The 15,433-nt window shown below is 65.4% G+C and carries 19 protein-coding genes, 1 tRNA gene and 1 pseudogene; 12 read left to right on the top strand and 9 right to left on the bottom strand.

Annotation, left to right across the window (positions count from 1 at the left end; all coding sequences use genetic code 11):
- Nucleotides 1-2: 2 nt before the first annotated feature.
- Complete coding sequence (gene trmD / locus IT549_RS14340; RefSeq protein ID WP_292974274.1) at nucleotides 3-740, bottom strand: tRNA (guanosine(37)-N1)-methyltransferase TrmD; 738 nt, start codon at nucleotides 738-740, stop codon at nucleotides 3-5.
- A gap of 80 nt (nucleotides 741-820) precedes the next feature.
- Here trmD and IT549_RS14345 point away from each other — a divergent pair, with 80 nt between their 5' ends.
- A complete protein-coding gene (locus IT549_RS14345; RefSeq protein WP_292974275.1) occupies nucleotides 821-1,681 on the top strand; it encodes an N-acetylmuramoyl-L-alanine amidase in 861 nt (286 codons plus the stop codon).
- Here the strand turns inward: IT549_RS14345 and IT549_RS14350 are convergent.
- From IT549_RS14350 to IT549_RS14375, 6 genes are all read right to left on the bottom strand, one after another.
- Nucleotides 1,678-2,010: a hypothetical protein gene (locus tag IT549_RS14350; RefSeq protein WP_292974277.1), complete on the bottom strand. Its 333-nt coding sequence runs from the start codon at nucleotides 2,008-2,010 to the stop codon at nucleotides 1,678-1,680. The genes IT549_RS14345 and IT549_RS14350 overlap by 4 nt on opposite strands.
- A gap of 17 nt (nucleotides 2,011-2,027) precedes the next feature.
- Complete coding sequence (rimM, locus tag IT549_RS14355) at nucleotides 2,028-2,537, bottom strand: ribosome maturation factor RimM (protein WP_292974278.1); 510 nt, start codon at nucleotides 2,535-2,537, stop codon at nucleotides 2,028-2,030.
- A 3-nt stretch (nucleotides 2,538-2,540) separates the two neighbouring features.
- Nucleotides 2,541-3,119 carry a 30S ribosomal protein S16 gene (gene rpsP / locus IT549_RS14360; protein WP_292974279.1) on the bottom strand — a complete coding sequence of 193 codons (579 nt, stop codon included), beginning with the start codon at nucleotides 3,117-3,119 and terminating at the stop codon, nucleotides 2,541-2,543.
- 40 nt (nucleotides 3,120-3,159) lie between these two features.
- Complete coding sequence (gene ffh / locus IT549_RS14365) at nucleotides 3,160-4,620, bottom strand: signal recognition particle protein (protein ID WP_292974281.1); 1,461 nt, start codon at nucleotides 4,618-4,620, stop codon at nucleotides 3,160-3,162.
- Nucleotides 4,621-4,707: 87 nt separating this feature from the next.
- A tRNA-Ala gene (locus tag IT549_RS14370) sits at nucleotides 4,708-4,783 on the bottom strand.
- 97 nt (nucleotides 4,784-4,880) lie between these two features.
- Nucleotides 4,881-5,201 (bottom strand): FYDLN acid domain-containing protein, encoded by a 321-nt coding sequence (locus tag IT549_RS14375; protein WP_292974282.1) that lies wholly within the window; start codon nucleotides 5,199-5,201, stop codon nucleotides 4,881-4,883.
- Between the two features lie 193 nt (nucleotides 5,202-5,394).
- Here IT549_RS14375 and aroA point away from each other — a divergent pair, with 193 nt between their 5' ends.
- The 11 genes and pseudogenes from aroA to IT549_RS14430 all read left to right on the top strand — a co-directional run bounded on the left by aroA (nucleotide 5,395) and on the right by IT549_RS14430 (nucleotide 14,131).
- On the top strand, nucleotides 5,395-6,693 hold the full coding sequence (gene aroA, locus IT549_RS14380; protein WP_292974298.1) for a 3-phosphoshikimate 1-carboxyvinyltransferase: 1,299 nt from the start codon (nucleotides 5,395-5,397) through the stop codon (nucleotides 6,691-6,693).
- On the top strand, nucleotides 6,690-6,908 hold the full coding sequence (locus IT549_RS14385; RefSeq protein ID WP_292974283.1) for a hypothetical protein: 219 nt from the start codon (nucleotides 6,690-6,692) through the stop codon (nucleotides 6,906-6,908). Before aroA ends, IT549_RS14385 begins: the two co-directional genes overlap by 4 nt.
- 107 nt (nucleotides 6,909-7,015) lie before the next feature.
- A complete protein-coding gene (locus IT549_RS14390; RefSeq protein ID WP_292974285.1) occupies nucleotides 7,016-7,594 on the top strand; it encodes a hypothetical protein in 579 nt (192 codons plus the stop codon).
- A gap of 32 nt (nucleotides 7,595-7,626) precedes the next feature.
- Nucleotides 7,627-8,256 (top strand): d(CMP) kinase, encoded by a 630-nt coding sequence (locus tag IT549_RS14395; RefSeq protein WP_292974286.1) that lies wholly within the window; start codon nucleotides 7,627-7,629, stop codon nucleotides 8,254-8,256.
- A gap of 6 nt (nucleotides 8,257-8,262) precedes the next feature.
- A complete protein-coding gene (locus IT549_RS14400) occupies nucleotides 8,263-8,439 on the top strand; it encodes a hypothetical protein (protein WP_292974287.1) in 177 nt (58 codons plus the stop codon).
- 12 nt (nucleotides 8,440-8,451) lie between these two features.
- A pseudogene (locus tag IT549_RS14405) lies at nucleotides 8,452-8,604 on the top strand (cupin domain-containing protein); the annotation flags it as partial.
- 82 nt (nucleotides 8,605-8,686) lie between these two features.
- The gene (locus IT549_RS14410; protein ID WP_292974288.1) at nucleotides 8,687-9,046 is read left to right on the top strand and encodes a c-type cytochrome; all 360 of its coding nucleotides are present in this window, start codon (nucleotides 8,687-8,689) and stop codon (nucleotides 9,044-9,046) included.
- Between the two features lie 4 nt (nucleotides 9,047-9,050).
- Complete coding sequence (locus IT549_RS14415) at nucleotides 9,051-10,067, top strand: PHB depolymerase family esterase (protein ID WP_292974289.1); 1,017 nt, start codon at nucleotides 9,051-9,053, stop codon at nucleotides 10,065-10,067.
- Between the two features lie 220 nt (nucleotides 10,068-10,287).
- Nucleotides 10,288-11,997, top strand: a complete 1,710-nt coding sequence (gene rpsA, locus IT549_RS14420) for a 30S ribosomal protein S1 (protein WP_292974290.1) — start codon at nucleotides 10,288-10,290, stop codon at nucleotides 11,995-11,997.
- A 381-nt stretch (nucleotides 11,998-12,378) separates the two neighbouring features.
- Entirely contained in the window at nucleotides 12,379-13,152 is a 774-nt protein-coding gene (gene gloB, locus IT549_RS14425; RefSeq protein WP_292974292.1) for a hydroxyacylglutathione hydrolase, read from the top strand.
- Between the two features lie 4 nt (nucleotides 13,153-13,156).
- Nucleotides 13,157-14,131, top strand: coding sequence for an NADPH:quinone oxidoreductase family protein (locus tag IT549_RS14430; RefSeq protein ID WP_292974294.1), 975 nt, complete (start codon nucleotides 13,157-13,159; stop codon nucleotides 14,129-14,131).
- Between the two features lie 79 nt (nucleotides 14,132-14,210).
- On the opposite strand, the gene IT549_RS14435 is transcribed toward IT549_RS14430, so the two are convergent.
- Both IT549_RS14435 and IT549_RS14440 read right to left on the bottom strand, forming a co-directional pair.
- On the bottom strand, nucleotides 14,211-14,762 hold the full coding sequence (locus IT549_RS14435; RefSeq protein WP_292974296.1) for a hypothetical protein: 552 nt from the start codon (nucleotides 14,760-14,762) through the stop codon (nucleotides 14,211-14,213).
- Nucleotides 14,763-14,773: 11 nt separating this feature from the next.
- The gene (locus tag IT549_RS14440) at nucleotides 14,774-15,256 is read right to left on the bottom strand and encodes an ATPase (RefSeq protein ID WP_292974297.1); all 483 of its coding nucleotides are present in this window, start codon (nucleotides 15,254-15,256) and stop codon (nucleotides 14,774-14,776) included.
- Nucleotides 15,257-15,433: the final 177 nt, after the last annotated feature.

Below are 15,433 nucleotides of genomic sequence, written 5' to 3' on the forward strand. Positions count from 1 at the left end.
CCTCAGTCCTTCTTCTTCGCCTGCGCGCCAGAGGCAGACTGGACCCGAGCGCCGGAGTGACGCTCCCAAAGATCCGGCCTGCGTAACCGTGTATCGATCTCTGACTGGCTCTTGCGCCAGTTCGCGATCTTCGCATGATCCCCCGATCGCAGCACTTCAGGGATCGTGCGCCCTTCCCATTCCTGGGGTCGGGTATAGTGGGGATATTCCAAAAGGCCGTTCTCGAACGACTCTTCGGTCCCACTTGAAGCGGCGCCCATTACGCCGGGAAGCAGGCGAATGCAAGCGTCAAGCAGCATGATCGCCGCCGGCTCTCCGCCCGACAGCACGATGTCACCGACCGAGACCTCTTCCACGCCGCGTCCAGCGAAAATCCGCTCGTCGAACCCTTCGAACCGGCCGCACAGCACGATTGCCCCCGGCCCCGCCGCCAGTTCGCGCACGCGGGCCTGCGACAACGGCTTGCCGCGCGGGGTCATGGCCAGCACCGGAGCATCCGGATTGGCCGCGCGGGCATGGTCGATCGCGGCGGCCAGCACATCGACCCGCAGCACCATTCCGGCCCCGCCACCGGCGGGCGTGTCGTCGACAGTCTTGTGCTTGTCGATCGCGAAATCGCGGATCTGGACGGTGTCGAGGCTCCACTTGCCCTCCTCGCGCGCACGGCCGGCCAGGCTCAGGCCCAGCGGCCCGGGGAACATCTCGGGATAGAGCGTCAGAACGGTGGCGCGAAAGGTCATCGGCGCGGCCTTTCCCAGAATCCGCTGTTTTGCGCAAATGTTCTATTGCTTGCAGGGCCCGACGTTGCAAAGCTTGGGCGATGGTACGGCGGATTTTCCTGACATTGATCCTTGGTTCGGCCCTGGCCCTGCCAGCATTGGCCGAGGACATCGGTGAATGCCGCTTCAGCCGCGAAACGCTGACCTTTGCCGGCACCCCGCTGGAACAGGCCACCTGCCTGCTGCGCAAGGTCGAGCTGGGCGCGGTGCGCAAGGCCCAGCCGCTGCCGCCGGTGATCGTCCGCCTGATGACCCAGGGCGGCGCGCCCAGCGCTGATCAGCAGGCCGCAGCAATCGCCGCTTTCCCTGAACCCTATCGCAGCTATGCCGCGCAATATGCCCAGGCTCCGGTTTCACAGACCGAGGAAGGCCTGCCGCTGCTCTATTTCGTGATCCACGACACCAGTCACCCGTTCTACAAGCACGATCGCTTCCCCCAGAACCTCAACCGGAACCTGACGGTCAACGATTTCACGCCATACATGAACCAGACCTTCGCCAAGGCACCGGTCGCGCACATCTTCCTGAACCGGGTCGGGCAGATCTGGGCCGGCCACGAATTCCAGGAACCCTGGCGCGCGACCAAGCTGGAAAGCCGCGTCGTGGGGTCGCGGGCACGCGGGCGGATGGTCCATATCGAAACCGTCCAGCCGCGCCGCTTCCTGCCCGGCGCCACCTCGCGCGCCTTTACCCATGGCCCCAGGCCCGGCTTTACCAAGCAGCAGTACCGCCAATTGGCCGCGCTCTACATCTATGTCAGCGCGCGGGCCGGACGCTGGCTGATCCCGGCGCAGCACAACACCGTCGATACAACGATCCCCGACGCCCACGACGATCCGCAGAATTTCGACCTGAAACAGTTCGGGAAAGAGCTGGAGCGTTTGCTAAAATCACCAGCCTAGTCAAAATCAGCGCTATCAGGCGGGGCGCCCTTGCCCCGCTGCGCCAGCATCGCCACCGGCAAACCGATTACCAGGGCGATGATCAGCGCCACCACCAACAGCGCCGCCACAGGTATCAGCAAGCTGGCATCGAAGCCGCCATAAGACGCACCGATCACCAATCCGATCATTGGCAAGGCCATCGGCAGGCAACCTGCAGCCCCGGCCGCGCTGAAAGTTTGCGATCGGTGGGACATTTCGGGAAACAGCCTGGGCAAGGTCGACGCCAGTATGAAGGCAATCGCTGCAGGAAGCAGGACCAGGATGAATAGGTAAATGATTGCGAGCATCGCCGCAGACTAGCCGCTCAGTCCTGTTCGGCAAACACCGCAGTAATCACGATCCGTTCGCCATCCCATTCGGGTACGGCCTCGATCCGCATCGGCACCATGAATTTCTTGCCCGGCTTACCATCTGCGGCCGGGCGCTCGATCTCGATCACGTCGCCCGCGCCGAAGTTTTCGACCGCGACGCAGGTACCGAGCACCTCGCCTTCGGTCGAGACTGCGGCCAGGCCGAGCAGGTCGGTGTGATAGTATTCGCCCTCGCCCAGCGGCGGCAGGGCGGCTCGGGGGACGGTGAGCGCGGTGCCGCGCAGCCTTTCGGCTGCGGTGCGGTCGGTCACTTCGGCAAAGCGGGCGATCGCCCCGCCCTTGCCATCGTCCTTGAGCTTGCTGAGCGTCAGGCTGGAATCGTTGAAGGCGCGGAACCGCCGGAGCGATTCCACGCCTTCACCGAACAGCTTGAGCCGGACCTCCCCGCTCACGCCGTGCGCGCCGGTGATGGCGGCCAGCGTGACGGGGCGATCGGTAGCCAAGGCTTAGCCTTCGGCCTGTGCTTCACCGGCTTCAGCAGCCGGAGCTTCCTCGGCGGCAGCTTCTTCAGCCGGAGCGGCTGCTTCAGCGGCAGGTGCTTCTTCAGCGGCCGGGGCTTCTTCGGCCACGGCTTCCTCGGCAGCCGGAGCTTCGGCAGCGGGTTCTTCAGCAGCAGCTTCTTCAACCACGGGGGCGGCAGCAGCAGCGGCAGCAGCTTCCGCGGCTTCCTTGGCGGCTTCTTCAGCTTCGCGGGCCTTGTCAGCCTTTTCTTCGGCGCGGTCCTTGGCCTTCTGGCCCGGTTCACCCTTCTTCGGGTTCACGGTCGCGGCGCGTTCCTTGATCCCGGCCTTGTCGAGCATGCGGGCAACGCGGTCGGTCGGCTGCGCGCCGACGCCCAGCCAATAGCGGACGCGGTCTTCGACCAGACGGACGCGGTTTTCATCGTCCTTGGCCAGCAGCGGGTTGTAGGTGCCGACCTGCTCCAGGTACTTGCCGTCGCGCGGGCTGCGGCTGCTGGCGACGACGACCTTGTAATACGGGCGCTTCTTCGAGCCACCACGCGAAAGACGAAGAGAAACAGACATTTGAACTACCTTTCAAACAAAACAGATAAACAATTGAAAACTACTTTTTGAGCAAATCATTGAGGTTGGAGGGCAAGCCGCCCTGTCCCGGACCACCCAGGCCCGGCAGTCCGCCGCCCCCGCCAAGTCCCGGCAGGCCGCCGGCGCCGCCCATTCCGCCGCCGCCGCCGAACATGCGCGCCAGGCCTTTGAGCCCGCCCATCTTCTTCAGCTTCTTCATCGCCCCGGCCATTTCCTGGTGCATCTTGAGCAGGCGGTTGACGTCCTGCACCTGCAGGCCCGCGCCCTTGGCGATCCGGATCTTGCGCTTGGCGTTGAGCAGTTCGGGCCGCGCGCGTTCTTTGGGGGTCATCGAGCCGATCAGCGCCTCAAGGTGGATCAGCACCTTGTCGTCCATGCCGCTGGCGTCCATCGCCGCCTTGGCCTTCTTCATCCCCGGCAGCATCCCGGCCAGCGCGCCGATCCCGCCCATCTTGCGCATGTTGCGGAACTGGCCGGCCATGTCGTTCATGTCGAACTGGCCCTTGGCCATGCGTTCGGCCATGCGCTCGGCATCTTCCTGCTCGATCGCCTGGGCGGCGCGCTCGACGATCGAGACGACATCGCCCATGCCCAGAATCCGCCCGGCGACCCGCGAGGGGTCAAAGCGTTCCAGCGCATCAAGCTTTTCACCGGTACCGGCGAACTTGATCGGCTTGCCGGTGACCGCGCGCATCGACAGCGCCGCACCGCCGCGCGCATCGCCGTCCATCCGGGTCAGCACCACGCCGGTCAGCGGGACCTGCGCGGTAAAGGCCTGCGCCACGTTGACTGCATCCTGGCCGGTCAGCGAATCGACCACCAGCAGCACTTCCTTGGGCGCCGAAATGCCGGCCACGGCCTGCATTTCGTCCATCAGCTGCTGATCGACGTGGAGCCGGCCCGCGGTATCGAGCAGCAGGACATCGACCGCCTGCAGCTTGGCCGATTGCAGCGCGCGGGTCGCGATCTCGGTCGGTTGCTGGCCGGCAATGATCGGCAGCGTCGCCACCTCGACCTGTTCGCCCAGCACGCGCAGCTGTTCCTGGGCAGCGGGGCGATTGACGTCGAGCGACGCCATCAGCACCTTCTTGCCCTGCTTTTCCTTGAGCAGCTTGCCCAGCTTGGCGGTGGTGGTGGTCTTGCCCGAACCCTGCAGGCCGACCATCATGATCACCACCGGCGGGGTGGCGGCAAGGTCCAGCTCGGCGGGCGAATCGCCGCCCAGCATCTCGACCAGCGCATCGTTGACGATCTTGACGACCTGCTGGCCCGGCGTGACCGAGCGCAGCACGTTCTGCCCCACGGAAGCTTCGGTTACCTGGTCGATGAAGCGGCGGACCACCGGCAGCGCAACGTCGGCTTCCAGCAGCGCGATGCGTACTTCGCGCATGGCATCGCGAACGTCCTGCTCCTTGAGCGCGCCGCGCCCCTTGAGCCGGTCGAAGACATTGCCGAGCCGATCGGACAGTGCGTCGAACATTCGCCTAACTACTCCAAAACGCGAAAAACGCCGGTGGACGAAACCTCGTCAACCAGCGTGTAAATCAGGTACTCAAATCGTCCGGAATGGTGGAGCCTAGCGGGATCGAACCGCTGACCTCCTGCATGCCATGCAGGCGCTCTCCCAGCTGAGCTAAGGCCCCTTACCAATCCATTCGGCCAGCCCTGGGAGGCCAACCACCCTCGCTTCATCCGCGAGAGGCCGCCCCTCTAGTGGCGGCCTTCGCGAATGGCAAGACCCTAATTGTCGTCGCCGTCACCATCGGCATCGACGCCGACCCCAAGGTCGTCATCGCCGCCCAGATCGACGTCGTTGTCCGGCGAATCGCCGTCTTCATCGATATCCAGATCGCTGTCGGCCAGATCGGCATCCTCAACCACTTCGGCCTTTTCCTTCTGAATTTCTTCATAGGGAATCGGCTGCTTCGACTTGAGCACCGGATCGGGATGCCAGGCATAGCCGCATTCGATGCAAGTGACGGGATCGCCCTTGCCCAGATCGTAAAAGCGGGTGCCGCATTTCGGGCAGCCGTGCTTGGCGCCCCATTCAGCCTTGACCATACAATTCCTCACTAGCGCCGCCCCGGTGGGGCCGCGAAAAATCGCTAAATACGTATTGGGAGCGCATTGCGCCAGTCCCAGCGCGGGCGCGCCTTGCCATAGCGCGAAGGCGCTGTCAAAAGCCGCGCGCATTTTCACCGAAAGCCCGCACGTGTCAGCCCCTGCAAACTCTGCCCCCACCCCGCGCCGGTTCATGCCCTCGGGCCCGCTGAAGGGCGAGATTCGCGTGCCCGGTGACAAGTCGATCAGCCATCGCTCGATCATGCTGGGCGCGCTGGCGGTGGGCGAAACCCGGGTCACCGGCCTGCTTGAGGGCGAGGACGTGCTGGCCACCGCCGCGGCGATGCGGGCGATGGGGGCGCAAGTCGAACGCACCGGCGAAGGCGCCTGGTCGGTCCTTGGCGTCGGTGTGGGCGCGCTGCTGCAGCCCGAAGCGCCGCTCGACATGGGCAATTCCGGCACTTCAACCCGGCTGCTGATGGGCCTGGTCGCGACCCACGCGATCGAAACGCGCTTCTTCGGCGATGCCAGCCTGTCCAAGCGGCCGATGGGCCGGGTGATCGAACCGCTCAGCCAGATGGGCGCGGCGTTCGAAGCATCCGAAGGCGGCCGCCTGCCGCTGACCGTGCGCGGCGCCAATCCCGCCGTGCCGATCGAATACCGCCTGCCGGTCGCCTCGGCCCAGGTGAAAAGCGCAGTGCTGCTGGCCGGGCTCAACACGCCGGGGATCACCACGGTGATCGAACCGGTGCCGACCCGCGACCATAGCGAACGCATGCTGCGCGGTTTCGGGGCCGAACTGGACGTCGAGGAGATCGGCGGCGAGCGCGTGATCCGCGTTCGCGGCGAGGCCGAGCTGCGCCCGCAGGTGATCGAAGTGCCCGGCGATCCCAGCTCTGCCGCCTTCTTCATGGTCGCGGCGCTGGTGGTGCCGGACAGCGAGCTGCTGATCCGCAATGTCGGGCTCAACCCCACCCGCGCCGGGCTGGTCCACGTGCTACGCCAGATGGGCGGCAGCATCACGGAAGTGAACCCGCGCGAAGTCGGCGGCGAGCCGGTGGCCGACCTGCTGGTCCGGCACTCGCCGCTCAAGGGGATCGCGGTCGATCCGGCCGTGGTGCCCAGCATGGTCGATGAATTCCCGGTGCTGTTCGTCGCCGCCGCGCTGGCCGAGGGGACCACGGTCTGCACGGGCCTGGAGGAGCTGCGCGTCAAGGAATCGGACCGCATTTCGGTAATGGCCGCCGCACTGACCGGCGCCGGGGCCAGCGTGACTGAAACCGAGGACGGCCTGACCATCCACGGCAGCGGAGGCGCGCCCTTGCGCGGCAGCGCCAATTCGCGGGTCAAGACCCACCTCGATCACCGCATTGCGATGAGCATGGCGGTGGCCGGCCTGGCCAGCAAAGACGGGGTGGAGGTGGACGACACCCGCCCGATCGCCACGAGCTTTCCGCAGTTCGAAGCCCTACTGGATGGAGCAACGCAATGAACCGGCAACTGCTGTGGACTTTTGCCCTGATGGCGGCCGCATCGCTCGCTGTCTGGGGTTACAACGGCTTCCCCGCAGTCAGCCCTGCGCGACTGGGACTGGCCGCCGCCTTCCTGGTGGTGGCCTCGTTCATGGTCTGGCTGCGCTGGGACTATGCGCCAAGGATTGGGCGGGAACGGCTGAAACAGCGGATCGACCAGACCAAAGGGTCTTAATCCTGACCTTCCGCATCGGCGCGGCGTGAAGGCCCGGCCATTCAGCAAGGGTAAAGCCGCCGCCGCGTGAAAGCGGATGATCGGATCATGACGATAGGGGTGCATCCATGGATACCAAAAGGCTTGCGGCAACTTTCCTGCTTTCCGCAGCACTGATCGCCACCAGCCAGCCCGGCGTCGCAGCGCAAGCCGCGGACGCTGCCGACAGCGAAGATGTGGGCCGCCCGATCCGCACCGATGAAATCGAAGAGCGGGCCGATACCAGCTTTTCCGCCTACCTGCTGGGTGAAGAGGCGCTGGGCCTTCGGAAGCAGGGCTTCACACTGGTTGACGCGGACTGCGCCAAATCCGGCGACGGCTGCGTGTGGCGCGATCCTGATGGCGTGCTGCACTATCTGGATGCCGACAACATGCTGATGTCCAAGGCTGTGGTTGCCGAGGACTTTGCCGGTCGCCCGATTGCGGCGCTGGGGATCGGCACGGCCCGTGACCGGGCCACCGTGCTCAAGAATGCCAGCCGTCATCTGCTGGGGGCAGAACCTGGCTGCCTGGAGGCAGGTGCCGCCGGCGAAGGCGACGGGATTGCCTCCTGCACTTACGAATTCTCGAAAATCAGGGTCAAATTGCTGTTCGGCAGCGCCAACCAGCTGCTCCGCGCCGACCTCTACCAGGTCGGCGGGATTTGACGGGCCGAACCAAACTGCCCTAGTTTCCGGTCATGATTATCGCCGTTGACGGCCCCACCGCCTCGGGCAAGGGCACCATTGCCAAGGCGCTGGCCGCGCATTTTGGCCTGCCGCACCTGGATACCGGGCTGCTCTATCGCGCAGTCGGGCGGCAGTGCGCGCTCAGCCACGGCAATGCCGACGATCCGCTCGACGCGCTGGCCGCCTGCGACTTTCCTGACAGCCTGCTCGATGATCCCGAACTGCGCAGCGAAGCCAGCGGCGGCCTGGCCAGCCGGGTTTCGGTTCACCCGGACGTGCGCCAGGCGCTGTATGAGCGCCAGCGCAAATTTGCCCTGCAGCCGGGCGGCGCGGTGCTTGATGGGCGCGATATCGGCACGGTGATCGCGCCCGAAGCAGCGGTAAAGCTGTTCGTGGTCGCCTCGGTCCCCGCCCGGGCCGAGCGCCGCTTCAGGGAAATGCAGGCCCAGGGCCGCGCGGTCAGCCTGGCCGAGATTGCCGCCGATCTTGAAGCGCGCGACCAGCGCGACCGGACCCGCGCCGAAGCGCCATTGATCGCCGCCAGTGATGCCGTGCTGCTCGACACCAGCGATCTTGGCCGCGACGAGGCGATCGCGGCCGCGATCCGGATCGCGGCGGCGCGCCAGACCAGCAAGGACTAGCCTGCGATGCGCATGATCGACCCGGCAGCGCCGATTACCGAACCGGCCAGCCCGCCAGACGAGCGGCTGCTCGCGGGCCGCCCGGTTGGAACCGCGCGAACCGACTTCGAATCGCCCGATGGGCGCTTTTCAGCCGGGGTATGGACCTGCACTCCCGGCCGCTGGCGGATCGCCTACGACTAGAACGAATATTGCCGGATCCTGTCGGGCAAAGGCGCAGTGGTGGCCGCCGATGGAACCGTGCGCCCGATCGGTCCGGGGGATGAATTCGTGATCCCGGCCGGCTTCAGCGGCGAATGGCTGGTTGAGGAAACCATGACCAAGACCTGGGTCATCGCCCTGCCCTGATGCGCCTGCCCTGATGCGCCTGCCCTGATGCGCCTGCCCTGATCCGGTTGCCCCGGCCGGGCTCTCGATGGTAGGACAAGCCATGCACAAGTTCCTGCCCCTCGCCCTTGGCACTGCCGCCCTTGCCGCCTGCCAAACCGTCCCACCCCGGCAGGTGATCGAGCTGACCGAGCAGGAAGCGGGCGGCTATGCCTTTGCCAAGGCGCATTGCGCCGGGTGCCACGCGATCACCGCCAATGCCACCTCGCCCAATCCCGAAAGCCCGCCGTTCGAAGCGGTGGTCAACACCAAGGGGCTGACCGCGCGGACGCTGGAGACTTTCCTGAGGGATTCGCACAATTTCCCGGGACAGATGGCGTTCGAGGTCGATCCCAAAAAGGTCGATGACCTGACCGCCTACATGCTGACGCTGAAGCGGGCCGATTATCGCCCGCCGATCTGATCCGATGCGCCGGATCGCCCGCGCCGTCCTGGCCGCGCTTGTCCTGGCCGCCAGCCCGCCGCCGGGCGAGGAGCGCGAGATCAGCTTCGATCGCTATGATCCGCTGTCCTCCAACCAGGTGCTGGCGCAGCGGCTGATGCCGCCGCTGGAGGTCGATCAGACCTTTCGCGATCTGGCCAGGCGCCGGCAGGTGTTCCGCGACCAGCCGGTCGAACTGGCCGCCGAAAGCTTCCGGATCTTCGTGCCGGCGCAAAGACCCGCCGCCGGTTACGGCCTGCTGGTCTTCGTGCCGCCTTGGCAGGGCGCACAGATCCCCCCGGCCTGGCGCGGGGTGCTGGACCGCAAGGGGATCATCATGGTCACCGCCGCGCGCAGCGGAAACGCTGAGCCGGTGCTGGGCCGCCGCGATCCGCTGGCCATGCTGGCCGCGATCAACGTCAAGGCGCGCTATCCGGTTGATCCCGCGCGGGTCTATGTCGGGGGCTTTTCGGGCGGGTCGAAAGTCGCGTTCAAGCTGGCGGTCGGCTATCCCGACCTCTTCGCCGGGGCCTTGCTGCTGGCCGGGGCCGATCCGGTGGGCGAGGATGGCTTCACCTTCCCTTCGGCCCAGCTGTTCGACCGGTTTCGGGCCAACAGCCGGATCGTCTTCGTGACCGGTGCCCGGGACGAGATCAACGTGCGCCTGGCCGATAGCGCCGCCGCGTCGATCCGCCGGGCCTGCGCTCGGACCGCCGCCAAGCTGTCGGTCCCCGGCCTGGGGCACGAGCTGGTCGATTCCGGCTGGTTGCTGCGCGCACTCAATGCGCTGGACGGCGCGCCGCCCAGGCTCGATCCGGCCAGCCAGAAGTGCCGGAGCGAACTCGACACCCGGATCGCTGCCGAGCTTGATGCGGTGGCCGCGCTGATCGCCAGGGGTGATCGTGCCCAGGCGCGCAAGGACCTGCTGCGGATCGACGCGCGCTTTGGCGGGCTGGCGCTGCCGCGTTCGCTGGCCCTGCTGCGGCAGATCGACGGGGTCTGATCGGCGCGCGCCGGCCAAGGAATTCCTTGCATTTCGCCCCCCGCGAGCCTAAGGGGCGCCGGTCCCGACAGCCCCTGGCTTGAAAGACGCTGTGGCAGGCATTCGGCCACCACGGCAAATCGGCCCTTTTGGCCCAGCCCGGCAATCCCGCCGGCCTGGAGAAAAGACCAGCGGATACAACCGCTTGGCCGGAAACATCGATAAGAGGAAACTCTACCCTATGGCAAGTTCTGCCAACCCCACCCGCGATGATTTCGCGGCTCTCCTTGACGAAACGCTCGGCGGCGCTGCCGACGGTGGCTTTGAAGGCCGCGTGGTCAAGGGCACCATCACCGCGATCGAAAACGACAAGGCGGTGATCGACGTCGGCCTCAAGAGCGAAGGCCGCGTCCCCCTCAAGGAATTTGCCATGGCGGGTCAGCCGCATGGCCTGTCGGTCGGCGATGAAGTCGAAGTGTTCGTCGATCGCGTTGAAAACGCCGATGGCGAAGCGATGCTCAGCCGCGACCGCGCCCGCCGCGAAGCCGCCTGGGACAAGCTGGAAAGCGAATTCGGCGAAGGCAAGCGCGTTGACGGCGTGATCTTCGGCCGCGTCAAGGGTGGCTTCACCGTCGATCTCGACGGCGCCGTGGCCTTCCTGCCCGGCTCGCAGGTCGATATCCGCCCGGTTCGCGATGTGCAGCCGCTGATGGATATCCCGCAGCCGTTCCAGATCCTCAAGATGGATCGCCGCCGCGGCAACATCGTCGTTTCGCGTCGTGCGGTGCTCGAAGAAACCCGCGCCGAACAGCGTTCGGGCCTGATCTCGGGCCTGGCCGAAGGCCAGATCATCGACGGTGTGGTCAAGAACATCACCGATTACGGCGCCTTCGTGGACCTGGGCGGCATCGACGGCCTGCTCCACGTCACCGACATGAGCTACAAGCGGGTCAACCACCCGAACGAAGTCATCAACATCGGTGACACCGTGAAGGTCCAGATCATCCGCATCAACCAGGACACCCAGCGCATCTCGCTCGGCATGAAGCAGCTGGAATCGGATCCGTGGGAAGGCGTTGCCGCCAAGTACCCGGTCGGCGCCAAGCTGCGCGGCGTAGTGACCAACATCACCGAATACGGCGCCTTCGTCGAACTGGAATCGGGCATCGAAGGCCTAGTCCACGTTTCGGAAATGAGCTGGACCAAGAAGAACGTCCACCCCGGCAAGATCGTCAGCACTTCGCAGGAAGTCGACGTGCTGGTGCTGGAAGTCGACAGCGACAAGCGCCGCATCTCGCTTGGCCTCAAGCAGGCCCAGCAGAACCCCTGGGAAGCTTTCGCCGAAAAGCACCCGGTCGGCTCGACCGTGGAAGGCGAAGTCAAGAACGCCACCGAATTCGGCCTGTTCATCGGGCTGGATGGCGATGTCGACGGCATGGTCCACATGTCGGATATCGCCTGGGGCATCTCGGGCGAAGACGCGCTGGCGCTACACCGCAAGGGTGAGCAGGTTTCGGCCATCGTGCTTGACGTCGATGTTGACAAGGAACGCATCTCGCTCGGCATGAAGCAGCTCGAAAAGGGCGCTCCGGCTGCTGGCGTGGCTGCTGCCTCGTCGGGCCTGAAGAAGAACGAAGTCGTCACCGTCACCGTTCTCGAAGTGCGCGACGGCGGCCTCGAGGTTCAGGCTGGCGACGATGGCGCCACCGGCTTCATCAAGCGCAGCGACCTGGGCCGCGACCGCGACGAACAGCGTCCGGACCGCTTCCAGGTTGGCCAGAAGATCGACGCGATGGTCACCGGCTTCGACCGTTCGAAGAAGCCCAACTTCTCGATCAAGGCGCGTCAGCTCCACGAAGAGAAGGAAGCGGTGGAACAGTACGGTTCGTCGGATGCCGGCGCTTCGCTGGGCGACATCCTGGGCGCCGCACTGAAGGCCAAGAAGGACTAAGCTCCTTCCCAGCCCTCAGGCTAACCAACAAAGGCCCGTCCGGAGCGATCCGGGCGGGCTTTTGCTTTTTGGGGTTCACGCGGAGGCGCGGAGACGCGGAGACGCGGAGAAGAAGTAAGTGGGTTCACGCAAAGGCGCAAAGAGAAGGAAGGCGCCAAGGGGTTGCGCTTGCGGCAAAGCCGCTTTTTCATGCAACCTTGCGGATAAGCTGAGGCCATTTCCAGAAATGGTGCCTTCGGCACACACGACATCTTCGCGCCTTTCTTCTCTTTGCGCCTTTGCGTGAACTTCTTTTCTCCACTTCTTCTCCGCGTCTCTGCGCCTCCGCGTGAGCCCTTTAAACTCCGCCCAATCGCGCTAAGGTATCTGCAGGAGACCCCCATGCTCGAAGTTCACCAGTTCGCCTGCCTCAGCGATAACTACGGCTACCTGCTGCACGATCCCGCCAGCGGCGAGACTGCCTGCATCGATACCCCCGATGCCGATGCCTACCTGCGCGAAGCCGGCCTGCATCACTGGCAGATCAGCCAGGTATGGAACACGCACTGGCACCCCGACCATGCCGGGGGCAATGCCGCGATCAAGGCGGCGGCGCATTGCGAGGTGATCGGCCCGCAGGAAGTGGACAAGCTGGGCACCGCGCCCGACCGGGTGGTGGGCCACGGCGATGTGGTCCAGCTGGGTGACTGGCAAGTGCAGGTGATCGACGTGTCGGGTCACACCAATGGGCATGTGGCCTACTATCTGCCCAAGGCCGAAATGGCCTTCGTTGGCGATGCGGTGTTTGCGCTGGGCTGCGGGCGGATGTTCGAAGGCACACCCGACCAGTTCTGGGCCAGCCTGTGCCGGATCAAGGCCCTGCCCGCCGCGACAATGCTCTACTGCGCGCACGAATATACCGAAAGCAACCTGCGCTTTGCGCTCCACGCCGATCCTGACAATGCCAAACTGCACGACTATGCCGCGCACATCGGCAAGGTCCGCGCCGCCGGCAAGCCGACCGTGCCGACCACGCTGAGCCGCGAACTGGCCACCAACCCCTTCCTGCGCGCTGATGACCCGGCCATGCAGGCGCGCTGGGCAAATCACGGCGGACAGATCGGCGATGCGGTGGCAACCTTTGCCGCGCTCAGGGCGGCGAAGGATACGTTCTGATCCAATGAAAGCCCTCACGGTCAAAACCCTTTCCCCCGACCTCTCCGGGGTAGATCTGGCCGATGTGCCCATGCCACAGCGCCAGTCGGGAGAGGTGCTGGTCAGGATCCGCGCCGCATCGCTGAACTTTCCCGACCTGCTGATGACCCGCGGAGAGTACCAGTTCAAACCCGAGCTGCCTTTCGTCGCCGGGCTCGAATTTGCCGGTGAAGTGGTAGAGGCCGATCCGGACAGTGGCTATGCGCCCGGCGACACCGTCTATGGCGGCAACAAGACCGGCGGTTTTGCCGAATATGCCGCAGTCCCCGCCCGTGCGCTCAGCCGCATGCCGCACGGCATCGGCTTTCCCGCAGCGGCGGCGCTGGGTGCGGCCTATGGCACGGCCTATACCGCACTGGTTGAAATTGGCGGCTTGCAGGCCGGGCAATGGGTGCTGGTGCACGGTGCCAGCGGCGGCGTGGGCCTGGCGGCGGTGGAACTGGCCAAGCGGCTGGGCGCGCACGTGATCGCCACAACCGGATCACCGGCCAAGCTTAAAGCCCTGCGCGCCGCCTGCCAAGCCGATGCCGTGATCATGGCTGAGGGCCGCATTCGCGAGGCTGTGGCCGAGCTGACCGGGGGCAAGCTGTGTGATCTGGTCTATGATCCGGTTGGCGGCGACATTTTCGATGAAAGCACCCGCTGTGTGGCCTTTGGCGGCAAGCTGCTGGTGATCGGCTTTGCCGGCGGCCGGATTGCAGAGATTTCCACCAACATCCCGCTGATCAAGGGCTTTTCAGTCGTGGGCGTACGCGCAGGCGAATATGCCCGGCGCTTCCCTGAGCGCGGCCGGGCGATCCGCGAAGCCGTGGCGACTCTGGCCGCCGATGGCCGGCTCAGCCCGCATATCGACCGCGTGCTACCGCTGGAGTGCTGGCGCGAGGCCTATGAGGCGATGCAACGGCGTGAGGTGGTGGGGAAGGTAGTGCTGGAGCCGTAATTCCTTGCCCCCGTGGGGAGGAATAGGAAAAGGGCGGCCCGAAGACCGCCCTTCCCCTCTCCAGCTCGGTATTTCGAAATCAGAGCCCGGCAATCGCCTCGTCGACCAGCGACTTGTCAGCCTTGGCCGAGTGGTTCGCGGCGATCAGGTTGCGGGCGGCGCCGGTGGCAGCAGCGGCAGCCTTGGCACGCAGGCCTTCAACGGCGGCGCGTTCGGCGGCCGAAATCTTGTCCTCAGCCATCTTTTCGCGGCGGGCGACCAGCTCTGCAGCATCGGCTTCAGCTTTGGCGACAATCGCTTCGGCTTCGTGCGCGGCGTGGGCTACGATGCCTTTGGCTTCCTTGGCGGCAGCAGCCTGCTGCGCCTTGGCCCCTGCCAGCAGCGTTTCAGCTTCGGCGCGGACGGCTTTGGCTTCATCGAGTGACTTGCGGGTTTCGGCTATCTGGGCGTCAAGCGCGCTCAGCACCTGGCGGTGTGCCTTGACGCCAAAAATTGCGATCAGGAAGAACAGCGTAACGCCGGTGTAGACCCAGCCTTCGGCGCCCAGCCCCATCAAGGTGGCTTCGGCGTGTTCGCCGTGTTCGGCGCCATGTTCGGCAGCGGCAGCAAGGAGGCTGATGAATGCGGTCATGTCAGGTCCCCTCAGTTCAGCGCCGCAACCGAAGCTTTTGCGGCTTCGAGCTTGGGCTCGGTCCCGGTCAGCTTGGCAACAATGGCCTGGGCGCTGCTGGCTGCAGCATCGGCGATTTCGCCTTCAGCCTTGGTCACAGCCTTGGCAATCCGCGCTTCGGCAGCAGCCAAAGACGCATCGGCCTTGGCACCAGCATCAGCGAGTTTGGCTTCAGTCGATTTGGCGGCCGCAGCCTTGGCTTCGGCAATCGCGCTGCGCGCGGCTTCCCGCGACTGGTTCATTTCGGCGTGGTAGGCTTCATCGACCGCGTCAGCGCCTTCCTTAGCAGCCTTGGCTGCGGCCAGATCGCCCGAAATCGAAGTTTCGCGCGCGTCCATCACCTTGCCCAGCTTGGGCAGGGTCATGCGGACAATGCCGAAATAAAGCACCACGAACGTAACTGCCAGCCACGCAATCTGCGACCAGAAGACATGTCCGAAATCAAACTGAGGCATCGCGTTCCCTGCCTGCTAAATTGAAACAGCCCGGCGCGCGGGGGCTATACAACCCACGCGCGCCTTGGGCCGAAATGGGCTCAGCTGAACGCCAGAGCCAGCGCGACGACGGCCGCGATCAGGCCGAGCGCTTCGGTCACGGCGAAGCCGAAAATCAGACGACCGCCCATCTTGGCG

Origin of the sequence: Novosphingobium sp., assembly GCF_020852455.1 — a bacterium.
Classification (GTDB): Bacteria; Pseudomonadota; Alphaproteobacteria; order Sphingomonadales; family Sphingomonadaceae; genus Novosphingobium.